At 45.4% G+C, this 25180-nt stretch carries 23 protein-coding genes; 8 read left to right on the top strand and 15 right to left on the bottom strand.

All coding sequences use genetic code 11. From position 1 onward, the window contains the following. Positions 1–57: 57 nt before the first annotated feature. Genes BDI_RS04605 through BDI_RS04590 form a run of 4 tightly spaced genes read left to right on the top strand, consistent with a single transcriptional unit; the run spans position 58 to position 5933 of the window. A complete protein-coding gene (locus BDI_RS04605) occupies positions 58–1824 on the top strand; it encodes an ArnT family glycosyltransferase (RefSeq protein ID WP_011966247.1) in 1767 nt (588 codons plus the stop codon). Positions 1825–1848: 24 nt separating this feature from the next. Then, positions 1849–3090, top strand: a complete 1242-nt coding sequence (locus BDI_RS04600; RefSeq protein WP_011966246.1) for an anaerobic sulfatase-maturation protein — start codon at positions 1849–1851, stop codon at positions 3088–3090. Then, the gene (locus tag BDI_RS04595) at positions 3080–4612 is read left to right on the top strand and encodes a TldD/PmbA family protein (RefSeq protein WP_010183233.1); all 1533 of its coding nucleotides are present in this window, start codon (positions 3080–3082) and stop codon (positions 4610–4612) included. The genes BDI_RS04600 and BDI_RS04595 overlap by 11 nt, the downstream gene beginning before the upstream one ends. A gap of 1 nt (position 4613) precedes the next feature. Further along, positions 4614–5933 carry a TldD/PmbA family protein gene (locus tag BDI_RS04590; RefSeq protein ID WP_005857306.1) on the top strand — a complete coding sequence of 440 codons (1320 nt, stop codon included), beginning with the start codon at positions 4614–4616 and terminating at the stop codon, positions 5931–5933. An 80-nt stretch (positions 5934–6013) separates the two neighbouring features. On the opposite strand, the gene trhA is transcribed toward BDI_RS04590, so the two are convergent. Genes trhA through BDI_RS04575 form a run of 3 tightly spaced genes read right to left on the bottom strand, consistent with a single transcriptional unit; the run spans position 6014 to position 9117 of the window. Next, a complete protein-coding gene (trhA, locus tag BDI_RS04585; protein WP_005857308.1) occupies positions 6014–6664 on the bottom strand; it encodes a PAQR family membrane homeostasis protein TrhA in 651 nt (216 codons plus the stop codon). Between the two features lie 17 nt (positions 6665–6681). Then, positions 6682–6888, bottom strand: coding sequence for a heavy-metal-associated domain-containing protein (locus BDI_RS04580; protein ID WP_005857310.1), 207 nt, complete (start codon positions 6886–6888; stop codon positions 6682–6684). A gap of 15 nt (positions 6889–6903) precedes the next feature. Further along, positions 6904–9117 (bottom strand): heavy metal translocating P-type ATPase, encoded by a 2214-nt coding sequence (locus tag BDI_RS04575; protein ID WP_011966245.1) that lies wholly within the window; start codon positions 9115–9117, stop codon positions 6904–6906. Between the two features lie 215 nt (positions 9118–9332). Here BDI_RS04575 and BDI_RS04570 point away from each other — a divergent pair, with 215 nt between their 5' ends. Beyond that, on the top strand, positions 9333–9782 hold the full coding sequence (locus BDI_RS04570) for a YhcH/YjgK/YiaL family protein (protein WP_005857314.1): 450 nt from the start codon (positions 9333–9335) through the stop codon (positions 9780–9782). Between the two features lie 53 nt (positions 9783–9835). On the opposite strand, the gene BDI_RS20980 is transcribed toward BDI_RS04570, so the two are convergent. Then, positions 9836–9976: a hypothetical protein gene (locus BDI_RS20980; protein ID WP_170078648.1), complete on the bottom strand. Its 141-nt coding sequence runs from the start codon at positions 9974–9976 to the stop codon at positions 9836–9838. A gap of 135 nt (positions 9977–10111) precedes the next feature. Here BDI_RS20980 and BDI_RS04565 point away from each other — a divergent pair, with 135 nt between their 5' ends. From BDI_RS04565 to BDI_RS04555, 3 genes are all read left to right on the top strand, one after another. After that, on the top strand, positions 10112–11290 hold the full coding sequence (locus BDI_RS04565; protein WP_005857318.1) for a M24 family metallopeptidase: 1179 nt from the start codon (positions 10112–10114) through the stop codon (positions 11288–11290). Between the two features lie 43 nt (positions 11291–11333). After that, on the top strand, positions 11334–13034 hold the full coding sequence (locus BDI_RS04560) for an alkaline phosphatase (protein ID WP_011966244.1): 1701 nt from the start codon (positions 11334–11336) through the stop codon (positions 13032–13034). Positions 13035–13317: 283 nt separating this feature from the next. After that, complete coding sequence (locus tag BDI_RS04555; protein ID WP_011966243.1) at positions 13318–14625, top strand: tyrosine-type recombinase/integrase; 1308 nt, start codon at positions 13318–13320, stop codon at positions 14623–14625. Between the two features lie 330 nt (positions 14626–14955). On the opposite strand, the gene BDI_RS19915 is transcribed toward BDI_RS04555, so the two are convergent. The 11 genes from BDI_RS19915 to BDI_RS04500 all read right to left on the bottom strand — a co-directional run bounded on the left by BDI_RS19915 (position 14956) and on the right by BDI_RS04500 (position 25162). Next, complete coding sequence (locus BDI_RS19915; protein WP_011966242.1) at positions 14956–16152, bottom strand: RES family NAD+ phosphorylase; 1197 nt, start codon at positions 16150–16152, stop codon at positions 14956–14958. Between the two features lie 237 nt (positions 16153–16389). After that, entirely contained in the window at positions 16390–17040 is a 651-nt protein-coding gene (locus tag BDI_RS04545) for a hypothetical protein (protein ID WP_011966241.1), read from the bottom strand. A 24-nt stretch (positions 17041–17064) separates the two neighbouring features. Next, on the bottom strand, positions 17065–17247 hold the full coding sequence (locus BDI_RS04540) for a DUF2589 domain-containing protein (protein ID WP_011966240.1): 183 nt from the start codon (positions 17245–17247) through the stop codon (positions 17065–17067). A 123-nt stretch (positions 17248–17370) separates the two neighbouring features. Continuing rightward, positions 17371–17874 carry a hypothetical protein gene (locus tag BDI_RS04535; RefSeq protein WP_011966239.1) on the bottom strand — a complete coding sequence of 168 codons (504 nt, stop codon included), beginning with the start codon at positions 17872–17874 and terminating at the stop codon, positions 17371–17373. 2 nt (positions 17875–17876) lie between these two features. Continuing rightward, on the bottom strand, positions 17877–19079 hold the full coding sequence (locus BDI_RS04530; protein WP_011966238.1) for an ImmA/IrrE family metallo-endopeptidase: 1203 nt from the start codon (positions 19077–19079) through the stop codon (positions 17877–17879). Positions 19080–19329: 250 nt separating this feature from the next. Next, positions 19330–19821, bottom strand: a complete 492-nt coding sequence (locus BDI_RS04525) for a hypothetical protein (protein WP_011966237.1) — start codon at positions 19819–19821, stop codon at positions 19330–19332. After that, a complete protein-coding gene (locus BDI_RS04520; RefSeq protein WP_011966236.1) occupies positions 19818–20225 on the bottom strand; it encodes a hypothetical protein in 408 nt (135 codons plus the stop codon). Before BDI_RS04520 ends, BDI_RS04525 begins: the two co-directional genes overlap by 4 nt. A 16-nt stretch (positions 20226–20241) precedes the next feature. Further along, on the bottom strand, positions 20242–20589 hold the full coding sequence (locus tag BDI_RS04515; protein WP_011966235.1) for a hypothetical protein: 348 nt from the start codon (positions 20587–20589) through the stop codon (positions 20242–20244). A gap of 67 nt (positions 20590–20656) precedes the next feature. Beyond that, the gene (locus BDI_RS04510) at positions 20657–21046 is read right to left on the bottom strand and encodes a hypothetical protein (protein ID WP_011966234.1); all 390 of its coding nucleotides are present in this window, start codon (positions 21044–21046) and stop codon (positions 20657–20659) included. Between the two features lie 18 nt (positions 21047–21064). Further along, positions 21065–24736, bottom strand: a complete 3672-nt coding sequence (locus BDI_RS20975; protein WP_011966233.1) for a hypothetical protein — start codon at positions 24734–24736, stop codon at positions 21065–21067. A 12-nt stretch (positions 24737–24748) separates the two neighbouring features. Continuing rightward, entirely contained in the window at positions 24749–25162 is a 414-nt protein-coding gene (locus BDI_RS04500) for a hypothetical protein (RefSeq protein ID WP_022192588.1), read from the bottom strand. Between the last annotated feature and the right edge of the window lie 18 nt (positions 25163–25180).

The following is a 25180-nucleotide window of genomic DNA, read 5'->3' as shown; positions in this document are numbered from 1 at the left end:
CTTTTGCAAACTGTTTTATAACATTAATGGGCCAAAGCCCTATATATTAATTGTCATATGCGTACACCTACACTTCAATATCTTTACTTGCAAAAGCCGGTAACCATGATGGTAGTAATCTGTATTATATCTGTGTTACCTTGGATCGGCCTCGGCGACTTCTCCACCAAAGGGGAACCCCGGGAAGCGGCCGTAGCGATCTCCATGCTCGAGACGGGCAATTGGGTCTTGCCACAATCCTACGCCAACGAGTTCGCTTTTAAGCCACCGATGGCGCATTGGTTAATGGCTGCTTTCTCCTATCCACAGGGATATGTTTCCGAGTTCACCTCCCGCTTGCCATCGGCTTTAGCCTTTATTACCTTGATCGGGTTCGTATTGGTCTTTTTCGGTAAACGAATCGTAAAGTTTCAGGAGGCATTCATAGCGACCCTCCTATTGGTCACCTGCGTAGAGATACATCGGGCGGCCATGACGACTCGGGTGGATATGTTGCTCACTACTTTCATCGTCATAGGGCTTTTCCAGCTATATCGATGGGAAGATAAATTAGAGCTGAAAGGACTTCCCATATTCATACCTTTATTATTAGGATGCGCCGTTCTGACCAAAGGACCGGTAGGCGTAGTATTGCCCCTATTCGTATTCGGCATTTATCTATTAATGTTAGGTCAATACAGTTATCTCACCATATTCAAGACTTTATTATATGCGGGAATTTCCTCTTTATTCCTACCGATGTTGTGGTATACCGCCGCATGGAAGCAGGGGGGAGATGAGTTCCTTAATGTCGTATTAGCGGAGAATTTCGCTCGTTTCTTACACCTAAACACTCCTGAAATTTCCTATGATCTGGGGCATGAGAATGGTGTTTGGTACAATTTCATGACGTTGGCGGCAGGCTTTATACCTTGGACTATTTTCTTTTTCTTCTCTTTATTCGGGCTGAAACTTAGCAAGCCTGAGCAACCTATTAAAGAGATCTTAAAGAATACGTGGAAACGTATCCGCTCCATGGAAAAAGTTCGTTTATTTAGTTTGGTTGCTTTAGTCGGCATCCTTTTCTTCTATTCGATCCCTTCCAGTAAACGAAGCGTATATTTAATGCCGGCTTATCCGTTCATTGCCTTGTTCTTGGCTCAGTATGCCTTATATATTACAGAATACCGTACGAAAGTAACTCGGGTATTCGCTGCCTTTTTAGCTTCCGTAGTAAGTGTCGTCATGATAGCGATCTTGCTTACGGTATTCGGTATTATTGATCCTGTTGGTATCGTCGGTCAATATACACAAAACGCATCGACCTTGGACATGGTACGAATGGTATCAAAAGTATTGGTTCATCCCAGCACACTTACGATCTGTATTATCTTCATAAATCTATTGATATTAGGAACGGTCTATTACCAGATGTTCAAGAAAATAAATATCAAGATTCTCTATGCTACGATAGCCTTGACATTCTCGATTAATTTATTAATCGACGGTGTCATTATGAGAGGTATTCGTGAAGGGGATTCTTGCCGCGTTTTCGCTGAACGTATCCTGAAAGAATATCCATTGAATAAAAAGAATGTATATGTCGTAAATAACCTTCGGATTTATCGGAATCTGTACGGGTTAAACTTCTATATGGGAAATATCTTCCATGACTTCGATAAAGAAACACCCGCCAAAGGTTATTTCTTGATCGGAGAAAATGAGATGGAAAAGGTACTTTCCACATACGGGGATAAATATACCTTCCGTACACTGACTAAGTCCGATCAAACGTTCAGCGAACTAAAACAAAAAATTGTACTTAGCGAGTTCGAGTTGAAATAGAAATGTAACATCTAATAATATACCATGAATAGTTCCTATATTTCCCCTTTCGCTAAGCCGGTCTACATCATGTTGAAACCGGTTGGTTCTGTTTGTAATTTGGCATGCGAGTATTGTTATTACCTTGAGAAAAGCAAGTTCTATCCGGATGTAAAGAATCACATCATGACAGACCAGATACTCGAGAAGTTCATCAAGGAATACATGGAATGCCAGACCATGCAAGAAGTCTTGTTTACATGGCATGGAGGTGAGACGCTGATGCGGCCTATCAGCTTCTATAAAAAAGCCTTGGAGTTGCAGCGTAAATATGCGGGAGGACGGCAAATAGACAACTGTATCCAAACCAATGGTACCCTATTGAATGATGAGTGGTGCCAATTTTTCAAGGAAAATAATTTCTTGGTGGGTGTATCTATCGATGGCCCGCAAGAGTTCCACGACGAATACCGTAGGAACCGGCAGAGACTCCCCTCTTTCTATAAGGTGATGAAGGGAATCGAGTTGCTGAAAAAACATGGGGTAGAATATAACGCCATGGCCGTCGTGAATGACTATAACGTGGATTATCCGCTGGAATTCTATAATTTCTTCAAGGAACTGGATTGCCGTTTCATCCAATTCGCCCCGATCGTGGAGCGTATCGGCCGGCACAAGGAAGGCACCAAGCTATCTTCTCCCGAGGAGCAAGACGCAGCGATCGAGCTAGCTCCGTTCTCGGTAGATAGCGAGAAATGGGGGGATTTCCTTTGCGCCTTGTTCGACGAGTGGCTGAAAGAGGATGTCGGCAAGTTCTACATCCAATTATTCGATTCCACCTTGGCGAACTGGGTAGGCGAACAACCCGGGGTCTGCTCCTTGGCCCGCCATTGCGGTCACGCCGGGGTAATGGAGTTCAATGGCGACGTATATGCTTGCGACCATTTCGTATTCCCGGAATACAAACTCGGGAATATCCAAACAAAGACATTAACGGAGATGATGTACAGTCCGGTACAACAAAAGTTTGGAACGGATAAAGAAGATAAGCTCCCTACGCAATGCAAGGAATGCGAATATCTTTTCGCTTGCCATGGAGAGTGCCCGAAAAACCGGTTTCTCCATACGCCGAATGGGGAGCCGGGACTAAATTATCTATGTAAGGGATACAAGAAATTCTTCAAGCATGTAGCTCCTTACATGGATTTTATGAAAAAAGAGTTATTGAATCAACGTCCACCCGCAAACGTGATGGATTGGGCTAAACAACAACAACATGAATATTAACAGACGTGATTTCATTAAAACAGGAGGTATGGTTATGCTTGGAACATTAGCGGCTCCTTCCTTACTAGGAAGTTGCACCGGTAGTGAGGGGGATAAAGCAGCCGGTATTTCATTCGCCATGAATTATTTCAAGGTGAGTGAGGGGGATTTGAGGAAGGTATTGGCGGCAGCCTTGGAGAAAGGCGGGGATTATGCCGATTTGTTTTTCGAGCATTCATACAGGAACAACGTGGGGTTGCAGGATGGTGCCGTAAACCGTGCCTCATCCAACATCGATTTTGGGATGGGCGTACGAGTCTTGGCTGGTGACCAAACGGGATACGCCTACGTAGAGAACGTTACCTTAGACGAGATGCTGAAGGCGGCTCGCACGGCCGCACGGATCGCCACCGGATCGGCGAACACCACCGCAATAAACCTGACGGAAAAAGCGTGTACGAACAATTTCTATAACGTACAAACACCTTGGGACGAGATAGCCATTAATGACAAGATGCCTTTCTTGCAGAAACTGAACGATCAGATATTCGCAAAGGACAAGCGGGTCACCAAGGTGATGGCCTCTTTGGGAGACACGACCTCTCATATCTTATTCTGTAACTCGGAAGGGCAGATTTATTACGATTATCGCCCGATGAGCGCCTTGAGCGCCGTCTGCATCATGGAGGATAACGGGAAGATCGAGAACTCGTACGCCGCACGGGCTTTTCGTATGGGAGCGGAATTCCTGACGGACGACCTGATCAACGAGCTTGCCCAAGAGGCAGTGGATAAGACCTCTATCTTATTTCAGGCGATCAAGCCAAAAGGCGGGGAAATGCCTGTTGTCATGGGTGCCGGTGGCTCTGGCATCTTATTGCACGAGGCGATCGGCCATGCTTTCGAGGCGGATTTCAACCGTAAGAACACCTCTATTTTCTCCGATCAGCTGAACAAGAAAGTTTGCAACGAGCATATCAACGTGGTGGACGACGGCACGATTCCTTTCAACCGGGGCTCGGTCAATATCGATGACGAGGGTGTGGACGGACAAAAAACCTATATCGTACGGGAGGGAGTCTTGACCAGTTATCTGCACGATCGTATCAGCGCAAAACATTACGGCATCCCCTCTACGGGCAATGGCCGCCGGGAGTCTTTCCGTCAGATGCCTATCCCCCGTATGCGTGCCACTTATATGGAAGCGGGCAACGTGACGGAAGAGGAGATCATCTCTACCGTAAAGAAAGGTATCTATGCCGCCAACTTCACGAACGGGCAGGTACAGATTGGCGCAGGCGATTTTACCTTCTTCGTGAAGGATGGTTACTTGATCGAGAACGGCAAGCTCACCCAACCTATCAAGGATATCAATATCATCGGTAACGGCCCGAAAGCGTTGGCGGATATCACGATGGTGGGTAATAATTATAAAATGGATAACGGCACATGGACCTGCGGTAAGGATGGACAGTCTTGCCCGGTAACCTGCGGTATGCCGTCGGCCTTAGTCAGCAAACTTACAGTAGGAGGAGAAAACTAATATGATAACAAACGAAAATAAGAAATTGGCTCAATGGGCCATGGAATATGCCTTGAAGAATGGTTGTCAGTCTTCACGTGTCACGCTTTACAATGGTTCCAGCAGTTCGTTTGAGATACGGGATATGAAAATAGACCGTCTGCAACAGGCGTCCGAGAACAGCATGGTGGTTCATTTGTTCGTGGACGGCCGTTACGGCTCCTACTCTACCAATCGCTTGGATAAGAAAGAGCTGGAGAAGTTCATCAAGGATGGTATCTCCGCCACTCGTTTCCTCGCCGAGGACAAGGCTCGCACGCTGCCGGACGCTTCCTTGTATTATAAAGGTGGGGCGGCGGACTTGCGATTGGTCGACCCGAATTTCGACTCCGTGCAACCGGACGACAAGGTAGCGTTGGCCATGAGCGTCTGTGAGGAAATCATGGGCAAGGACGACCGGATCATCTCCGCCAACGCTTCCTACAGCGACGAGAAGGACTTTAAGTACATGGTAGCCAGCAACGGTTTCGAAGGCGAGGCTTCTGGTTCCTCTTATGGCTTGGTGGGGAGTGTCAGCATCCGTGGGGAGGGTGACGCCCGTCCCGAGTCTTATTGGTACGACTCTTCCTTGTATTATGACGAGCTGGTGAAGACCGGTATCGGTACGAAAGCGCTGGAACGGGTGCTTCGAAAACTGGGACAGCGGAAAGTGGCGTCCGGTAAATATACCATGATCGTGGATAACATGAACTCCAGTCGTCTGCTTTCTCCAGTAATCGGAGCCATTTACGGTTCCTCCATCCAGCAAAAGAACTCTTTCTTGTTGGATAAGATCGACCAAAAGGTAGCGAGCGACAAGATGACCTTGATAGATGAGCCTCATTTGGTAAAGGCTTCCGGCGCACGTTATTTCGATAGCGAGGGTGTTGCCACGAAACGTCTTCCGGTATTCGAGCAGGGTATATTGAAAACGTATTATATCGATACGTATTCCGCCAACAAGATGGGCATGGAACAAACGATCGGCTCTCCCTCGATTCTTACCATGCGGAATGGTGATAAGGATCTGGACGGATTGATCGCCTCTATCGACAAAGGTATATTGGTGACCGGCTTCAACGGTGGAAACTGCAATAGCACGACCGGCGATTTCTCGTATGGTGTGGAAGGTTTCTTGATCGAGAGAGGCAAGCTATCCCAACCGATCTCCGAGATGAACGCCACGGGTAATATGCTCTCCCTATGGAGTAACCTAGCGGAAGTCGGAAACGACCCCCGCCTATCCTCCAGCTGGCGAATCCCTTCCTTGCTTTTCAATGGGGTTGATTTTAGCGGATTATAAATACAAGAAACAACATCCGGAAGAACAAGAATAAAAGAAGCCGGAACCGCTAAACACAGTTCCGGCTTCTTTATTTTTCCTTACACCAAATTATAGATCGCTATAAAATGGCAAACCGTTCCCCCGAGAACGAATAAATGCCATGCGGAATGCATATATTTATATTTATCCAGAAAGAAAAAAATCGTTCCTAAGGAATAGAACAAGCCTCCTCCGATCAACCAATATAAGACATACATCGAATCCGTACGCTGGAAAACATCGATCAATGGTTTGAAAGCGATAATCACCACCCAGCTCATCAGCAGATAACAAACCGTTTTCAGATTATCCTTTTTCTTCATCCGACGGAAGCTAAACCATACGCCGATAACCGCTGCCAGCCAAACCGTAATAAATAATCCCCAGCCCCAGAAACCCTCGTCGCGGAGAGCCACCAAGGTAAATGGCGTATAAGTACCCGCAATATGCAAATAAATAGCGCTATGATCCCAACGGCGCAACTGGCATTTCCGCTTGGGATCGGAAGCGGCGTGGTAAAAGGTAGAGGTCACATACGAGGAAGTCATGCACAACGCATAAACGGCGAAACTACCGATCACCCACGGATCACCTGTACGAATCCCGGCGATCATCAAGACGACAATCGCCGTTAAGCCGAACAACATGCCCGCACCATGCGTAAGCACATTCGCTACTTCCTCACCATGAGTCTGTCTTTGTTTTCTCATCCATCCGATCGCTACGACTACAAGGCGCTAGCCTTGAAACCGGCCTCCGATACGGCGGAAAGAATTGTCTCCGCCGGAAGATCGGTTGTTATAGTCAATGTTTTATCCGGGGATTTCAAGTCGATCGACCATGCGTCCTCTTTTACTAATTTATTCAATTTAGCGCCGATAGCCGCCACGCATCCGCCACATTTAGCGTTTGTCTTAAATTTTAATGTTGCCATATCTCTACTTATTATTTAAAGTTTACTCCATTTCAACCGTAAGCTATTTAATACCACCGACACGGAACTGAAAGCCATCGCAGCACTCGCCAACATCGGGTTCAGTAACAATCCGTTCACCGGGAATAAGCCCCCCGCCGCCAATGGGATTCCGATCAAGTTATAGATAAATGCCCAGAATAAATTCTGGTGGATCGAGCGAACCGTACGTTTCGACAAGCGGATCGCATCCGGCAATAACATCAAATCCGAAGTAATCAACGTGACCATCGCCACATCCATGGCGATATCCGTTCCCTTACCCATCGCAATGCTCACATCCGCACGGGCCAAGGCTTGCGAGTCGTTGATACCATCCCCCACCATAGCCACTTTCCTTCCGGCGGCTTGCAAGGAACGGATATACTCCTCCTTATCGCTCGGCAAGACATCCGCCTTATAATGACGGATATCCAGCATGGCCGCAACGGTCTCGGCGGTCCGTTTCCCATCGCCGGTCAATAAATGAACCTCGATACCCATTTCTTTCAAGGCCTCTACCGCCTCTCCCGACGTAAGTTTCAACCGATCCGAAATAGCCATGACCGCAAGCAATTCCGATTCCCAACCGTAATAAACGATACTCTTGCCATCCTCTTCCCACCGGATGATTTCCCGCCCAGCCTCGGGCGGAACCATCGCCTTGAAGGTTTCCAAAAAGCCTTTGCTTCCTACCCAATACGTCACGCCATGTACCTGCATTTGGATACCACGCCCCGTTACGCTCTCGAAACTATCAGCGTCGATCTCCGCAGCCTCCGTTCCTTTCAACCATGAGAGGATAGCGGACGCCAAAGGATGCTCAGACTTCATCTCGGCGGTATAAAGGATATCCAGCATATCCCGGCTTGCCTCCGATACCCAGAAAGAGTCAGTCACCTCGGGTACGCCCTCGGTCAAGGTCCCGGTCTTATCCAGCACGACGGTATCCACCTTACAAAGGTTTTCCAAGGCAAAAGCGTCTTTGATCAATATATGATGCTCGGCGCCTTTACCCATCCCGACCATCAAGGCAGTTGGCGTAGCAAGTCCCAACGCGCAAGGGCAAGCGATCACCAATACCGATACCGCCGATAAGAGAGCGTACGAGAAGTACCCGCTTCCTCCTACTACCAGCCAGACGATAAAAGTAAGTATCGCCAATCCGACAACGATCGGTACAAATATACCACTTATTTTATCAACGATACGCTGCACGGGCGCCTTACTTCCTTGAGCGGCTTGTACCATCTGTACGATTTGCGATAATACGGTAGCGCTCCCCACCCCGGTCGCCTCCATCAAGAAAGCGCCCTTTTGGTTGATCGTCCCGGCCAAGACTCGGTCGCCTTGTGATTTCACGACAGGAATCGGCTCGCCACTCAACATGCTCTCATCCACGGAAGAGGAACCTTGAGACACCGTGCCGTCCACCGGGATCTTCTCACCGGGACGGACACTGACAAGATCTCCCACCCGCAAGAACGAGATAGAGACCTCTTCCTCCTGACCATCTCGCACACGACGGGCGGTTTTAGGCTGCAATCCCATCAAGCTCTTGATAGCGGAAGAAGTGCTGTTCTTCGCCCGCTCCTCCAGAAGTTTACCCAACAGAACGAATGCTATGATCACGCCGGATGCCTCATAATAAACATGCGGCTCCAATCCTTTCTCATACCAGAACTGCGGGTATACGGTATTGAAGAAACTGAACAGGAAAGCGATCGAGGTACTCAACGCCACCAATGTATCCATATTGGCGCTACCGTGCAACGCATGGCGCACGCCGTTCACGTAGAACGACCGCCCGAACACGATCATAATCACCAAGGCCAGCGCCATCATGATCCAGTTACCGCCGGGCGTATGCATAAACACCATTCCCAGCAGGGCCAGCGGAATGGAAAGTACCCACGCCCCGATCGTATTCCGGCGTAGCTTCCGGTAATGCTCTCGTGCCATCTCTTCCTGTACCGCCGTCGGATCCTCTACCTCCACGACCAAATCGTATCCGGCCTCCTGCACGGCCTCTCTCATTTTCTGAGGAGTAATCAAGGATGGATGGTATTTGACGGAAAGCGTATTCGCCGCGAAATTCACCGATGCCTCTTCCACGCCGGGAAGTCCCTTCACCGTATTCTCTACGTTATTGGCACATACGGCGCAACTCATCTCGAGAACCGGTAGTATAATTGTCTCCAAATCTTTCATAGATCGTATCACCTGTTTAGTTATATATAAATGAATAACAAAGATACGATAAATATGATTGCAACCAGATTGCAAACTTTACGAAACAGTATTTACGTACGTTAAGAAACCTAGGAACTTAATAGATTTATTTGAGAAATATGACTATTATTTAACAGGGAAATACCCGACATTTGTAAGGATTTTCAAACCAATTACTAAAACTTAATAACAATATGATTCTAGACTCACTTGAGAACTCTAAGCGGATCGAATGTATCCATCCGCTGTTTAAGCAGGCTTTTGACTATGTTAAGTCTACTGATTTTTCAAAAATGGAAGATGGTAAATACGATATAGCGGACGCTGGTTTCACGGTTAGCATCGCCAGCCTCTTCGGAAAGGAGAAGTCGGAAGCGGCCATCGAGACCCACAAGAAATTTATCGATATCCAATTCCCCTTATTGGGCGTAGAGAAAATCGGGTGGAAACCGGGAGATCAATTACTAGAGGAGTCCGTTCCATACAACGAGGAGCAAGATATCGCCTTTTATATCGACAAACCTACCGCCTATACGAAAATCTATCCCGGACAATTCGCCATTTATTTCCCGGAAGACGGGCACGCCCCGGGTATCGGCCAAGGGAATATCCGGAAGGTGGTTATCAAGATCCCGGTCCAATAGTATCGAATACCCTATCTGTTCCGCAAGAATAACCAGCTGAATACTTATATATTCTATATCGGATCTACTTCTATTCTACAAACCACGGCGTGGTCTTTGTAAACCACGCCATGATCTGTAAAGACCACGCCGTGGTTTATAGGATTCACGACGAGAATCAAGGAATAGATACAGATATGATTATCTTTATTCATAAGAAGATTTCCCTATTCAACCGTATATTCGCATATATGCGTTTGTAATACTTTATTCACCTCAAATCCACTTAAATCTCGTAAATTCTTGTTACCTTTGATGCCCGGTACAAAATAAAAGTAATACAAAGGAAGATGATTTCAGAAGAATTGAAGAACGACCTAAAGATAAAATGGGATCGGATGAGAGATGGTATGGCAAAGATGGGTATGGATGCCTGTTTGCTTACCGTAGATGTAAATCTTTATTATACGACAGGACAAATCTATAGTGGTTATTTTTATTTGCCGGTAGACGGTGAGCCGTGGTTCCTGATCAAGCGACCGAACGGGCTTTCAGGACATCAAGTGGAATACATCCGTAAGCCGGAAGACATCCCAACCTTATTTGCGGAACGAGGAATTAAGATGCCGAAAAGACTCTTATTAGAGGCAGATGAGTTAACTTATAATGAATATATCCGTTTACAAAAGGTATTCCAACCGGAGGAGGCCGGTAACGCCACCGCTTTCATGCGAAACCTTCGCCGGGTAAAAACCCCTTGGGAGATCGGGCAATTCCGTATCGCCGCCCGCAAGCATGAGGCTACTTATAGCGAGATCCCGGAATGTTTCCGTCCCGGTATGACAGACTTGGAGTTTCAGTACGAGATCGAGAAACGTATGCGCAAGAACGGCTCGATCGGTCTTTTCCGTGCTTTCGGAGCCAATATGGATATCTATATGGGCAGTATTCTCGCCGGGGAAAACGCCGAGACCCCATCCCCTTTTGATTTCGCTTTGGGTGGAGGCGGCATAGACGCTTCTTGTCCGCTGGGCGCTAACGGTACTTTATTAAAAGAAGGTACCGCTATCATGGTGGATATGGCCGGCAATTATACGGCTTATATGACGGACATGACCCGTGTCTTCTCCGTAGGCCGCCTGACGGAGGAAGCTTATCGGGCGCATCAAGTGGCCCTTACGATACAGCAGGAGGTAGAAAACGCTACCCGCCCGGGAACCGCTTGTTCGGATTTATATAATATAGCGGCGAATATCGCTAAGAAAGAAGGTCTTTCGGCTAACTTTATGGGAACCGAGCAACAGGCTAAATTCGTAGGACATGGCATCGGTATACAGATCAATGAGCTACCTGTGCTTACCCCTCGCTCGAAAGAGGAGCTTTTACCGAATATGGTGTTCGCCTTGGAGCCCAAATTCGTGATCCCGGGTGTCGGTGCCGTGGGTATCGAGAACAGTTTCCTTGTAACGGAGACGGGCGTGGAGAAGTTGACACGGTTCAACGAGGAGATCATCCCACTTGGAAATTAGGATTTAATAGAAGAATTTGTTATACATTATTAAATTAAAGCACATGAAAAAAACATTAGCTTTTCTGCTTTTGCTGGCTATTATCATCATGCCGGCCAATGCCGTGGAAAAGGAGAACGTGAAGCCTGTCAAGAACGTGATCCTTTTAATCCCGGACGGAACCTCATTGGCGACTATCTCTATCGCCCGTTGGTTGCAATGGTACCAAGATCCCAGCAAACCGAAATTGAACATCGACCCGTATTTGTGCGGAACGGTGCGTACGCATTCTTCTAACGCCCCTATCGGCGACTCCGCTCCTACTACATCATGCTACATGACCGGACAACCGAGCCGTACGGGTTATGTATCCACTTACCCGGAGAACGACGGTGATAACGATATCTACCCGACCGACCCGGCCCGTGCCTTCCAACCGCTTACCACTGTATTGGAGGCTGGAAAGATGTTGCAGGGCAAAGCCACGGGATTGGTTTTCACTTGCGAATTCCCGCACGCTACCCCGGCGGACTGCTCCGCTCATAGCTACAACCGTGGTAAATACGACTGGATCGCTCCGCAGATGGTTCATAATGATATCGATGTCGTTATCGGTGGTGGAGTTTCTATCCTTACAAAGGATATGGAAGATTATCTATTGGCGAACGGATACGGCGTATATAGAAACGACCTGAAAGGTATGCGTGCCGATAATAATCAGAAGATGTGGGCTTTATATGGCAACAAGGAAATGGCTTACGATATCGACCGCAATCCGGAAGAGCAACCTTCTATCGAGGAAATGACTCGTAAGGCGATCGACAAATTATCCAAGAACCCGAATGGCTTCTTCTTAATGGTAGAAGGCAGTAAGGTAGACTGGGCCGCTCATGGAAATGACCCGGTAGGTATGGCTACCGATTTCTTGGCATTCGATCGTGCCTGCGGTGCCGCATTGGAGTTCGCACGCAATAACGGCGAGACTGCCGTTGTCATCGTACCCGACCACGGAAACAGCGGTATCAGCTTAGGTAGAAGAGATTGTAAAGGTTACGATAAATTGACGAAAGATCAATTGTTCCACCAATTCTCCCTGTATAAATTGACCGCCGAGGGTTTCGCCAACAAGGTAAACAGCGTTCCTAACTCAGAAGTGCAAAACGTATTCCGCACCTACGCCGGCTTCGAGCTGACACCGGAAGAGATGAATGCGTTGAACAATTGCAAGGATTATAAGAATAGCCCGATACCGGAAGACCAACGCAAACCAGAAGATAATTCCTCCATGTACAGTGGCTCGTTAACCGGATTGATGGCGCATATCATCACTTCCCGCACTTGCTTCGGTTTCACGACCGGCGGCCATACGGGCGAGGAAGTATTCCTTGCCGCTTACCATCCGCAAGGAACCTTACCCCTAGGTATGAATACGAACATCGAGCTGAATGAGTACTTATGCAATTTGTTCGGATTGACACACGAAAACTTGGAAGATCTTACAAACAAGAACTTCGCACGCCACACGGACGTATTCGAGGATTACACTTGCGAGATCGTCCCTGCCGCCGACGAGAAAGGTTCTCCAACCTTGATCGTTAAGAACAAGAAAGATAAGAAAAAACAGCTAACGATCACCCCGTTCTCCAATATCGTGAAGTCCGGGAAGAAAGGCCAAGATGAGATACGGTTAAACTCTGTCGTCGTTTATGTCGATAAAAATAACACGTTCTATCTTCCGGCAAGTCTAGTTGATTTCTTAAAATAAAATATAAAGCGGAGGCCCTTCGGTCTCCGCTTTTTTTATACATTCGCGTACATAAGACAGAATATACACAACCTATGAAAAGTAAAAGTTATTGTTCAATTATTAGCTAATGCACTGCCTTTCCTCGAGGTCAAAGCATTAACATTTTATTAATAATCAAGCAATTAACCACACATATCATATTATCCTACTAATTAAATAATCCAAACACGTACATATAAAATATCTTTTTGACGTACTTTTGTGTACTATTTTTTTTACAAATGTTTTACAGTGCACGATTATGGCTACATTCAAATTTTTAGTACTCCCGCATCAACGGAAAGAGGATGGTACATATAACGTAAAAATCCGTATAACACAGAAAGGCAAGTCCAAATACATCAAGACCAGCCACAATGTGTCAGTTTCAGATATTATAAAAAAGAAAGACAACGGAAAAGAAAAAATCAAGATCAAGAATCAAGCCGTAATCGACCTAATGGAAGAGATGATATTAGGATTTAAGAAAAAATTGACATCCGCAGGTGTTGAAGCAGAGCACTGGGAGGTTGATCGAATTGTGGAGTACTTGACTACAGAGGAAGAGAATTTCAGCCTGAATTTCATTTCCTATGGACGAAAAATAGCGGATGATCTCGAGCAGGACGGAAGACTAGGTACGGCAAAGAACTATCGGATAGCCATAAATGCGCTTGTCAGGTTCATCGGAAAAGAAGAGCTCGACATAAACCTCATTACAGCATCTTTTATGAGAGCGTTTGAGAAGTTCCTAAAAAATGAACCTTCTTTTAAAGGATGCCGCGATGGTGGATCAAAACCAACTGATAAGCCTAAAGGCAAACGGGTCATATCCCTTTACACATCACAAATCAAAACATTACACAACCTCGCTAAAAATGAATATAACGACGAGGATAGAGGAATCATACGCATCCCATTTTCCCCGTTCTCAAAATACAAAATCGCACCAGTTCCCCAAAGTGAGCATCGAACATTGTCTATAGACCAAGTACAGCAAATAATAGATCTTCCGTATAAACAAAATGCTCGCAATGGAGGTCAGCCTGTTTTCAATTTAGCGAAAGACATTTTTATCCTATCATTTGCGATGATGGGCATGAATAGTGCCGATTTCTATAATGCTCCTACCGTCGAAAACGGAATTATTTCCTATCAAAGGACTAAGACACGTACTAGGCGTGAAGATAAGGCAGAAATGAAAGTCCGGATTGAACCGGAAATAAAAAAACTGTTTGAGAAATACTCCGACCCATCTGGAGAGAAAGTCTTTATTTTTCATAAGCGGTATAGAAGTTCAGAGAATTTCAATAAATCAATAAATAAAGGACTAGATGAGATAGGAGAAATAATAGGAGTTCCGGATCTGAATTATTATTATGCCCGGCATACAATGGCAACGTTAGCCGCTAATAAAGCGGGCATTGATATTGCAAGGGTAGATGAGATGCTTAACCATACCGATTCCACATTGAAGTTGGCTCGTGTGTATATCGAACGGGATTACAGTGTACTTTGGGAGGCCAACAGGAAGTTGTTATCCTTATTCAAATGGGATAGTCTAAAATAAATTAGGTCGACCTGTTAGAGTTGTCCGAAAAAGCCAAACGGATCTTCGCTTGGAAATTTTTTGCAGGAGAATCTTTTGCCGATTGGCCGGGGCAGGAAAGCCGGAAGGAGTTGTATGAGACCTATAAAAGTGTTTTCAATGCGGTGATGGATAAGAAGGAAGGGAGGTTGCTGTTGTGATATTTAAGACCTCTAACATTCCTACAATACAAGAACAATCGTAACACGAAAGAGGGTTTTCAGCTCTGGCCATACAGTTTGCTCACGTGTTTTGCGTTAGTAGGAAGGTTAGAGGTTTTACTAACGGCTGGGGACTTCTTCTGCCCCCAATCTATAAGTTATTAAATGCCCAGCTTGTATCATGATCAGCACGTATTTCTAACTTATTTAGCATTTTACCGTCTGAATCGAGATAAATTGTATTAGTATTTACAATGCAATGCTTGTGCTCCTTTAAAGATAATTCAGACATGCGACTTTCTAATTCTCCCATTTTTGAATATTTATAATGAAGTTCTTTTTGTGTCAATTTTGAATCAATATCCACATCTCTGAAAGTACTTCCAAATTTTTCTTTTATATCTTCATAATAATAAGAAGTAGGATCTGTCCAGTCAAAGCAAGAAGATAAAAGCTCACAATAGGTTTCTTTACCATTGACGACAACAACTGGTAGTGCTAAATTATAAAAAATATTTTCTGGAAATTCCAAATCTCCATTTATGTGAGTAGACGTATAGTATACTCCCAATATAAAACTAAAAAGATCACGTTTTCCTTCTTTATATTCATTCCGATTATTCGTAATAATATATTCTATTATAAGTTGTGGAATAATATATTCTGGCTTAAAAGAGGCGTCTGTGTCTATTACAACTATTGATACACTCATAATAAGCGGTATTTTTTTCAATATCTCTGCCAACCTATCACTTTTCAAGGCATCTTTTTGAGGCACCCTTAAATCTAACACCTGAAATTCATTTTTAACAACAAAACGAGAAATCATTAGATCATCAAAACGAGGCCGTCCAAGTTCTTCCCAACAGACGTTAATACTTTTTCCTAAATATAAACAAGGATATCCAGGAGCACTATAACGTTGTGTTTTCACTATTCCCCTTTGATTTAAAGGTATATGAAACATATCTTCAAAAGTAAGTTTTTGATATTTTCCAATAGTCCTTGCTTTATACAAAACACATCCTGACTGAATCGGGAGATATGAGTTCTGATAAAGAGAATCTGATAAAATTTTTGCTATAGACTCATATGCAGAGCTATACATCCCTTCATAATAATAATTCACACACTCCTTTAGGTAGTTATTACATTCTTCGACCTTTGCTATAATATCATCTATATCTGGTCCAAGAATTTCTTTATACTCTTTCAACAATGAAACATAAGCATCCAATGCACATGACAAACCTTCTCTAAAATCCTGCTTTTCTCTTTCTTCTAAGATCAAATCATTCCAATTCTTTAAAGGCATTAACTTTCTTAGTTTTTCATAAAATCCTTCCATTATCTAATGATTTAATTTTAACACTTACAAATATACAAAAAACGCCCGAAATATTACAACTCCGAACGTTAACCTTAACTATATATGCCGGTACCCGATCGATAAATTTGAGAGAGCAGTTCATGATATAGTTCACTTTACCCCCCATATCGCAGGGTTGATACGGTCTTTCCCGGTTGAGAGGATGGAGGCTTATGGGGTTGATGATCACAATTCTTGTCGTTGTTCAATCTTCGGTTATTTACCAAATTTGTGAACACCTCCTCTGACCTTCCCTTGTTCATAAATAGTTATTTTAGGAATACCATCAATATGATTGTCTTGAGTTGTAAAAGTATATAATTCATCATCGTTAGGATGGATATAAGTAGGAATTAAGGTACCCGCCATCTGAGCTGAACGATGAATTCTGTGTTCATTTCCATGTGCTATATCTATTAAATGATCAAGAGCAACTCTACCTACCACATAATCGTTGGGATTATGCAAATAAGCCTGTCTCCCTACTGAGTCAGTCACTAATGAGTAACCCAATGGAGGCTCAACATCTTCTACCGCATCTTCTTTAGTTGCTACTACTTCATATAGGTAAGCTCCGGGCCTATTTGGTTGTGCTGAAGGATATCCATCTGTCCTTAAGGCATCCCAGTAAGTACCAGTCCATTGCCATGTTGTTGCTAGCTGAACTACAGGTCCAGAGATATTAGGCTTTCTTGTATTAATAAACTCTATATTTTGTACAGCACTATACCCCAGGTTTCTTTCAACCTCATAAAGCTGTTTAATCTTGGAGATTTTATTATCTGCAAATTCAAAAGATCGCATTCCTCCTTTTGAAGGTTGTATTACCCGTGAAGTAGCCTCTCTCTGTTGTTTTTCCGCTTTCATGGTCAATCAATTTAGGGATTTAAACTATTCTTTATCTTTCGCATCTTTATCCAGATCAAGCCCAGCCTCTTTCATGAACTCAGCAGCAGTCTTCTCTAATTGTTGAGCCTCTATACAAGCATTCAAGGGGCCTCCGATAATATTATCGAAAGGGAGTGATTGTAACGCATTGGTCGCAATCTGCGAGGGTGTAGAATCTTTTGCCATAGTGATTACTTTTAAGGATTTCCCAAATGTAGGGAATTATTTTGGAAGGGAGGGTAAGGAGGAAGAGAAAAACGTCCGGATAATTATTTTACCCAGACGTTCACATAATTTCTGTAATTTGAATCATGAACGTGGCTCTCCATAGCCTTTGGATATATTCAAATCTCTAATTTTCACATATAATTCATACATACCACCTTTTGATGATATCCAATCAGTCACAATGTTTATTAACTCATTCATATCCGGTATATAAGACATCCGTCCATCTGCACCACGAATACCTTTGTCATCTTTCCGGTGTCCACGTGTTAAAAAGGTATTTTTCTCTTCATAAATCAAATCTCTTGCAGCTTTATGATCTTCTCCTTTCGGTAAATACTTCTTTAACAATGAATTCAGCACTTTATAATACAAGTTATATTTTGTTTCAGGATCATCTATTGCTTCAAGTGCCATATCTGCTAGTTCACTTTTTAGCTCAACCTGTCCATCGATATCAAAAGAAAAAGTCTCCTCTTTTATCTCATCCGCTTTCATTAATATAGAAAGACGTTCTCTTTCTTCTTCCCGTTCTTTTTCAATTCTCTCAAGTTCTTCTTGAGTTATTTTTTTATTTTCTTCCATAATTATATATTATATATTAAGTTCTTAATCTGTAAAACTGATTCTAATAACGTTTCTTTTTCAAAAGGATGGGTATTTAACAAACTTAATGCGTCATCCATTTTGGGTATATATTTTTGATATTTTGGCCATTCATTTGTTTTATAACAATATATAGAGTATATAATAGAAGAATGAACACACCATTCTCTTGCTAACTGTTCTATTATTTTTTTTGAATTTATGTATCCAATGGCATATCTTAATCTCGCCTCACTAAGCAAATATTCAGTAGCAAAATTATCTGCACGTTCCTCATTCATTAAAAAAATATCTCCCTCCCCACTACTCAAATGAAAGACTCTCTTATTAATCTCATCAAAATCATATAAAACATGATGCAACTCATGTAACAAAGTAAACCACAAGGTCGGATAGTTCTTTTGCAAGTCGGATAGTACTATACAAGGTTTTTTATTGCATGAGAAAGTTGCCCCTCTTATTTGCAATTTCTCAATAGAAGGTTGAAATATAACAGTAACTCCTACTTTATATAATGCCTTAGCCACTTGTACTAACCCATTTTCTATATCACGCGTAAAGGGTCTTATTTTAGGCATCAAATCAATCAAAGAAGTTCGATCATATTTGTTAGGATTATTTATTTGTTGAAACTGAGTTAACGCTGATTGTACCCAAAAATTGCGGATTAAATTATTAGAATTTCTCTTTGTCTTGCTAAATACTGGAAAAACAAGAGTTTCCGAATAATCATATATTGTATTAAATCCAAAAAAATCCTTTATTCTTTGAGACATATCTTTAGAACTGGATTTTTTCTTAAAGAACTTTATTTTTGTTAGTGTTACTGTATCAAAGTTCTCAACGATATAACCAGCTTCACGAGCCCTTTGTATATCACCAATTTGCTCCGCTCTCATTTCAGGGACATAAATTTTAATTAGATCATTTACTGATACTCCTAAAAAATGAGATAGTTTAATAACACTAACAACATTTATGAATTTCGCAGAGCCATCTATAATTGGGTTTAGAACATTTTTATCCATCCCTAATAAATTCTGAATTTGATAATCAGTTAGCCCCAATTCATCTTTTCTTTTCTGATACAGCTCTCTTACAGAAGTTACACTTTGTAAATCTACTGAAGATTTAACCGCTGCATCTATTACTTTTTGTAGTTCTATATTTATTTCATCCATCATGCTTTACAGGAATATTTTCCCGCAAAAATAAGCATTTTTAAACGCAAAACAAATATTTTAAGGAAAATTTTCCCGCAAAACAAACATTAAATAGTATATAATCAAAAAAATGAAAGTTTCATAGTGTTAGTACCATATAGCAAAAACCACTCTACTCATCGCAAGCAGAGCAGCACAATCACTAACCTAAAAACTAATACCATGAAAGACACTACTATCTCCGATATGGGAATCCTCATATCGGAGATTTTTATCTCTTTTTATATGCCAGCCATCTTACGACATAACCTATACCTATAATCAGACACCCAGACAAAAGACCTATCGCCCAACCACCAACCTCTATCTTGATGGACTCCCACTTAGATAGTTCCTTCTCCACCGGTATCGGAACCTCTACCCTCCTATCCACGTATATCTCCTTAGACGGAAGATATAACGTATCCCGGGGAATCCTCATATTGGCGATCACGTTACCGAGGCTATCCAAGGCGAACATGAGCTCAACGTTCTTGGTGTTGGCCATGTCCAGCCAACGAAGGACTACCTTACCGTTCTCATCGCATTCCATCAACGCACGGATGGAGGCGCTATCGGCTGGCATTGGGTAAGGCACCAACTTGTCTAGATAGATCGAGTCTATACGATTCTCGATAGCGACAGGCTGTATCTTGGTTCGACACCCGGACAAGGCGAGGATACCGGCTATCGCCAGCATCCCGCAAATCATTCCCGTTCTCATAATAAATTCCACCCCGCAATAACATCCGACATATCTGCCTCTCTCCCATTCTCAAAACGGCTCATCCCTGCCACGATCCGGATCATCTGTTCTCGGTCGTTGATGTTTATCGGATCGTCAGCCGGGATTCCAGCGTAGTCAGATACAAATTGAATATACTTTTCCGTATGGTTCTCTTTCGGCGGAGCCCATCTTCCTATCATCTGACGGATAGTCTTTAGATGGTAGTTCCTGCCGTAGTTCGACAGGATCTTGAAGATCGCCCTATACCCGTATGCCATCGATTTAAATTGCTTGAACTCTTTGTCTGAGCTTGTCTTCTCGCCTTGGAAGACATCGCTATTCCTTCTGATGTTCCCGGGGTTGTTGTTACGTAATCCCCGGGGTAAATTGTTATTTCTCATTCCTTATCCTCCCTTCTTAATAACCGTTCTGCGGCTCACGATCGCCGCATTTCTTTTTCTCGCACCTTTTTAAAGCCAGTTCTATCTTCACGTCCGAGTAGCTCTCTTTTAAGGTGAAAAGCTCGTCCTGCACCTGCCGGAGCCGTCCGGTCTGCTCAACGAACCGTTCCTCCTTCTCAGACAACTGCTTTTGCAAGAACTCATTATACTCACGCAGGGCCTTGAACTCCTCCACGTCAGCTTGAGCGTCCGCTATACGGGCGTTAGTCTTACGGTTCGCCCACGCACGGATGCCCCATTTTATCCCCTCGATCCCGCCCATCGCACCGATTATCGCCAATATCGTATTCAAATCAACTCCCATAACTCGTTTTCTTTTAATATATACGGGGACTTTTATTTGCCCGCCCCCGATAAAGGCTTATATCCCGTTAAGCGATAGGATCTATTCCCTTTAGCTCATTCCATCTATCTTGGTATTCCTCCCCGGAAAAAGGCTGGTCGAGTATCTTGGAATAAGAGTCGATCGTCTCGGCGGAGAACATCCCCTGCCGATCAAGGTAATCCACCCGCTGTTTCAGGTACCATAACTCATCGTCCGTGAAATCAAAGGACTTGACCCCTGTCATGGCGTCCACGGTCTTGAATGAGATCTCGTATTCCCCGTTACCAACAGGGGTCATAACCACTTCCTTCCGCTCCGAATCCAATAGCTGGACCTTGCCGGAGATAGATATTTTCAAGCCGATATTTTTGCGATTGTCGTACATCGGCAGCACGTTATTGAGTATTAATACCCTGTCTTTCAATGTCAATTTCATATCTATTATTTTTTTAAATTAGTATTTCATACATAAATAACCTGTTTTGTTATCATAGTAAACAGGATATAGCTCGGGCGAAGAGCTTAACGCCCCCAATTGCACGTGTGTCATCATGGAGCCGACATTAATGACAGTTCTCTCCATGGCACCATCGTCATTAAAATACCGGGACTCGACCCGGAAAGCGGAACCCCAACCAGCCTTATGCACGCAATTAATCCATATCCTCGGATAATTGGTATAAGCGGAACGCCCACACCTCAATGTCAAGATAGGCGGGACACTCATCGCCGTAGCGGAGTCTAATATATCGGTCAGATCAAGTACCGAGTTCACGTAATTCGGATACGTCTGCATTATGACATTACGCAGGTGGTTACCACCATTATCGGTATCTACCGATCTTAGCGTGACTTGTCCGTCGTTGTGGATGGCCAACGCCCCGTTATACATATAATGTCGCTTGGAGAGCATCAACCCGCTAGCGGCCACCAAACCGCTTAGCCCGACCCGGAAAGGGGCTTCATCCCTTCGCTCGTAAGTGCTGCCGACCCATATACGGACAGATCCCGGATCAAGGTTCGAGATATCGCCACCGCTATTACCGTCACTGGCGAAACCGCATGAGACCTCGTAATTACGGTTCATGCACATGATGGAGTTGCTGCCATATACCTTGCCGTCACTGAGCACCTTGAATGTCGGGGAAGCGGGAGGCTCCCCGTTCGCCCCGGAGTTCCCGCCGGACCATATCCTTACGGTACCGCTAGCGGCCATGCCCCCGGTATTACCGAACGCTATCGCCCCCGTGGACACGAGGCCGCCATTGATCTCGGTAATCGTGCAGTCGTACTCGGAGGCGAAAACCCACCCTTCACCATTATAGCGATAGATATTCACGCCGTCTACCCAAAGATCGTTCTTCCGCATTCCCGATCTCGGGGCCGTGGATTGGTAGAACACCTTCGCCTTGTCATTGGCCATGCTCTGGGCATCGTTAGCCGATCCTTGGGCGTTATTGGCAGCGTTACTGGCATTTTCCGCCTCGCTAAGAGCGTCCTGCGCCTTTTTCATGGCTGTATCTGAATACCCTTTCAGCGTATCTTGAATAGCCTTGTTTGCGGCCTCTACGGCTGTGTTAAAAGAGGACATGGCGGTATTGAAGGCCGTGAACTTGGCGTCAACGTCTTTTTTCTCGGCCTCTGTCGCCTTGCCGTCAACGATAGCGGTATTGATGGAGGACAATAGGTTGTCAATCGCCCCGAACAATGTCACCTTCGCGTTCAAAAGCCCGGTCTTGGCCGGGCCGGAGAGATAGGTATTCTCATATAATTTTTTATAAGTGGCCTCGACCTCGGCCTTGGAAACATTGACCGTATTCAGGTATTTCTCGATCGCTACGGCCTCCGTCTCCGTGACTATACCATCCTTGAACGCCCCGTCCACGTAATAGTTCAGGTCCTCCACGGATTTCTTGGCCTCCTTGATAGACTGATCCAATTCCGGCCACTCATCAAGGTTTTTCAGCCCCGAACCGGCGGTAAAGACCATACGCCCATGAAACTCGCCAGAGCCATCCCCCTTATTCAGTATGAAATAGGTATTACCATCCGTCGAGACAATCCTATCCACCGTCACCCGGCCGGGGAGTATCTCCGTGAAACCGTACACGGTAACGAAGGAACGGGCCCCGTCAAACTGGCTGCCCAATAAACCGGTCAAGAAATAATAGTACCCATCCTCCTCGAACTTATGAGGGCTCCCGGACATCTCGAACGTCCCCTTCCCACCGCTCTTGCCGCACTTCGCATAGAGATAGAGTTTCCCGTAATCCCCCAAGTAGGGACTCGTATACGCCCCCATATCCCAATACTGGTATTCGGAAGGCTTATGGGACTCCTTGATATCACTGATGCCCAGCGTCATGTGCTGCAAGATCAAAGCCGGGGCGGTAAACACCCCGGTGTTGTCATCATACCTGAAATCGGGCATGACGGTCACAGGAGCGGTCTTGCTGTTGACGAAACGGAATTGCAGGGACTCATCACCCACCAAGAGCGACATGGTACGTACCCATATCGGGTCTATGCCCTTGGAGTAATTATCGAAGGCCACTTCCAGCATCTCTTGCGCCTCGATAGCGTCACGGTAACGGCGCTTGGTAAACTGTAACGCCTCCTTATACCTCTTGTCATTAACGACCTCCTCGCTCTCCAGCTTGCCCAACTCATCGGACAGGAAACCGCCTACCGGCGTGTTGGATAGCTCAAGCTCCGGACTGTGGGGCCTATTAATGTGATCCCTCACCCCGGTGATCCGGATCAGGATACCGTCCGGCTGGAACTGGGGATCGCTGAAATCGACATAACCGCCGGGTACCAGCTTGGCGCCGATCGCCAACCAATTCTTCTTGGCCCATATGCCGTCCAGCTCTCCGCCGAACGCGAATTGCCGCTCCTCACGCTCGTACAGGTAGCGTACCGCCTCCCGGAACATGTCCCAGCTCGCCCCGGTCTTGGTGGCGTTGTCGCATACGTAGGCGGCGGGAAGGGATATGTTGAAGACGGCGTACTTGTCTCCGACCTCCGGATACAGGGAGGCGTTCGGCAGCGTCATGCCATCCTGCTCGGACGAGACGATCTCGAACTTACGCCCCTCGTGTACGTACTTGACATCGAACTCACGGCCCGCCAGACGGCCTGTCTGGAAGATCACGGTCATGCTCTGGCCAGCGATCAGGCAATCCTCGAAATTAAGGTTATCTGGAATTGACGAGTCGTAGAAATCATAGAACGTGACATCGTTCCCGTCCGTGTCTTCGCCCGGCTCCGTATCGGTCTTGCTCACCGTACCGACCCGGGATGGATATATATCGCTGGCGTCGTAGCTGTCCTCATTATAAGAGGAAAGGGGCCTGTCCGCGCGAGTGACATACATCCCATCCGGATCGGTCTTGTACCGTCGGCCTTGGTACTCCAGCTCCTGTGACTTGGGTAACAACAATGTCTGGCTGCCATAGGCCGAGTAATCGATATTCCGCTCACCGCCTTGCACGTACAATATCTCCACGGGGAGGTTGTCGCCTTGGTTCGCACGACCTACACCCGGAAGGAAACCGTTTCCCTTGCCATAGCTGAGAGCGACCGGGGCATCCTTGAAGTACTCCACCTTGCGCAAGTGAACTGTCTTTCCGACGATCTCGAACTCCGTGTCGAACTCCTCGGCCAAACGCCCCAATACAGCCCAGCATTTCTCATGGTTGAACGACAACAGTTTCTCCGGGGCCTCGATCACCGTGCCGACCGTCCAGCCGGAATCATAGAGATTGAGGTTGTCCACCAGCAGCTCCACGAACATCCTCGGCGTGGCCGTCATGACGAACTTGAGCTTGTACGGCTTGTCGGACAACAGCTTGTACTTATATTTTTTCAGGATCTCCTCGTTGCCGCCGAAGGTGACGGTATAGTCGAATACCCTCGTGCCCTCCTTCTTGAAATCCGAAGGGTACCACAGCGTGTACCTTTCCCCATGGTACTCGATATACGTCCCGGTGGGCAGCTCCACGTGATCCACTAGGGAGTAACGCAGCTCCACCTTCTTCGCTTGCGCTATCGCCCGGTAACGATAGCTGTCATCGTCCACCGGGATGTCAAGCAATACCTCGCCCGTCTTATCATAGATACGCATCTCGAACGGTATTTAAAGGGTGTTCGAGACGCTTTCGGGCATACCCAGCAAGGCACGTACCCTCGCCTTGCAGTCGTTACGGTAACGTTCCAGACAGGCGAACTCGGCCTCAAACTCGGCCTTTCTCTCATTATCCGAGCTCAATTTATTCAGCGTTATCGCCTCTACCCGATCGGCGGAATACTCTCTCCGGATCAATCCGGACACGAGACTGTCATAACTTGCGGAAGTAGCCTCGACCAGCGTGCCGCCATCCTCGCACGTGCCGGTATAGGCGTAAGCCGTGCAAGGCTCCGGTTCCGGTTCGCCCCCGTGGCCCTCCGGAACGTGGTTCTCCAAGACCTCCTCGTTCAGGTATAGCAGGTAATGGTTGTCATCGTATTTTACGAATGTCTTTCTCTCCGTGTAAATCGCTCTTGTCTCCATATATTTAAATGTTTTTTA

The sequence above is a fragment of the Parabacteroides distasonis ATCC 8503 genome (assembly GCF_000012845.1).
GTDB classification, from domain to species: Bacteria; Bacteroidota; Bacteroidia; order Bacteroidales; family Tannerellaceae; genus Parabacteroides; species Parabacteroides distasonis.
Note: the sequence above shows the minus strand (reverse complement) of the source record. Positions and strands in the feature narration are given on the sequence as shown.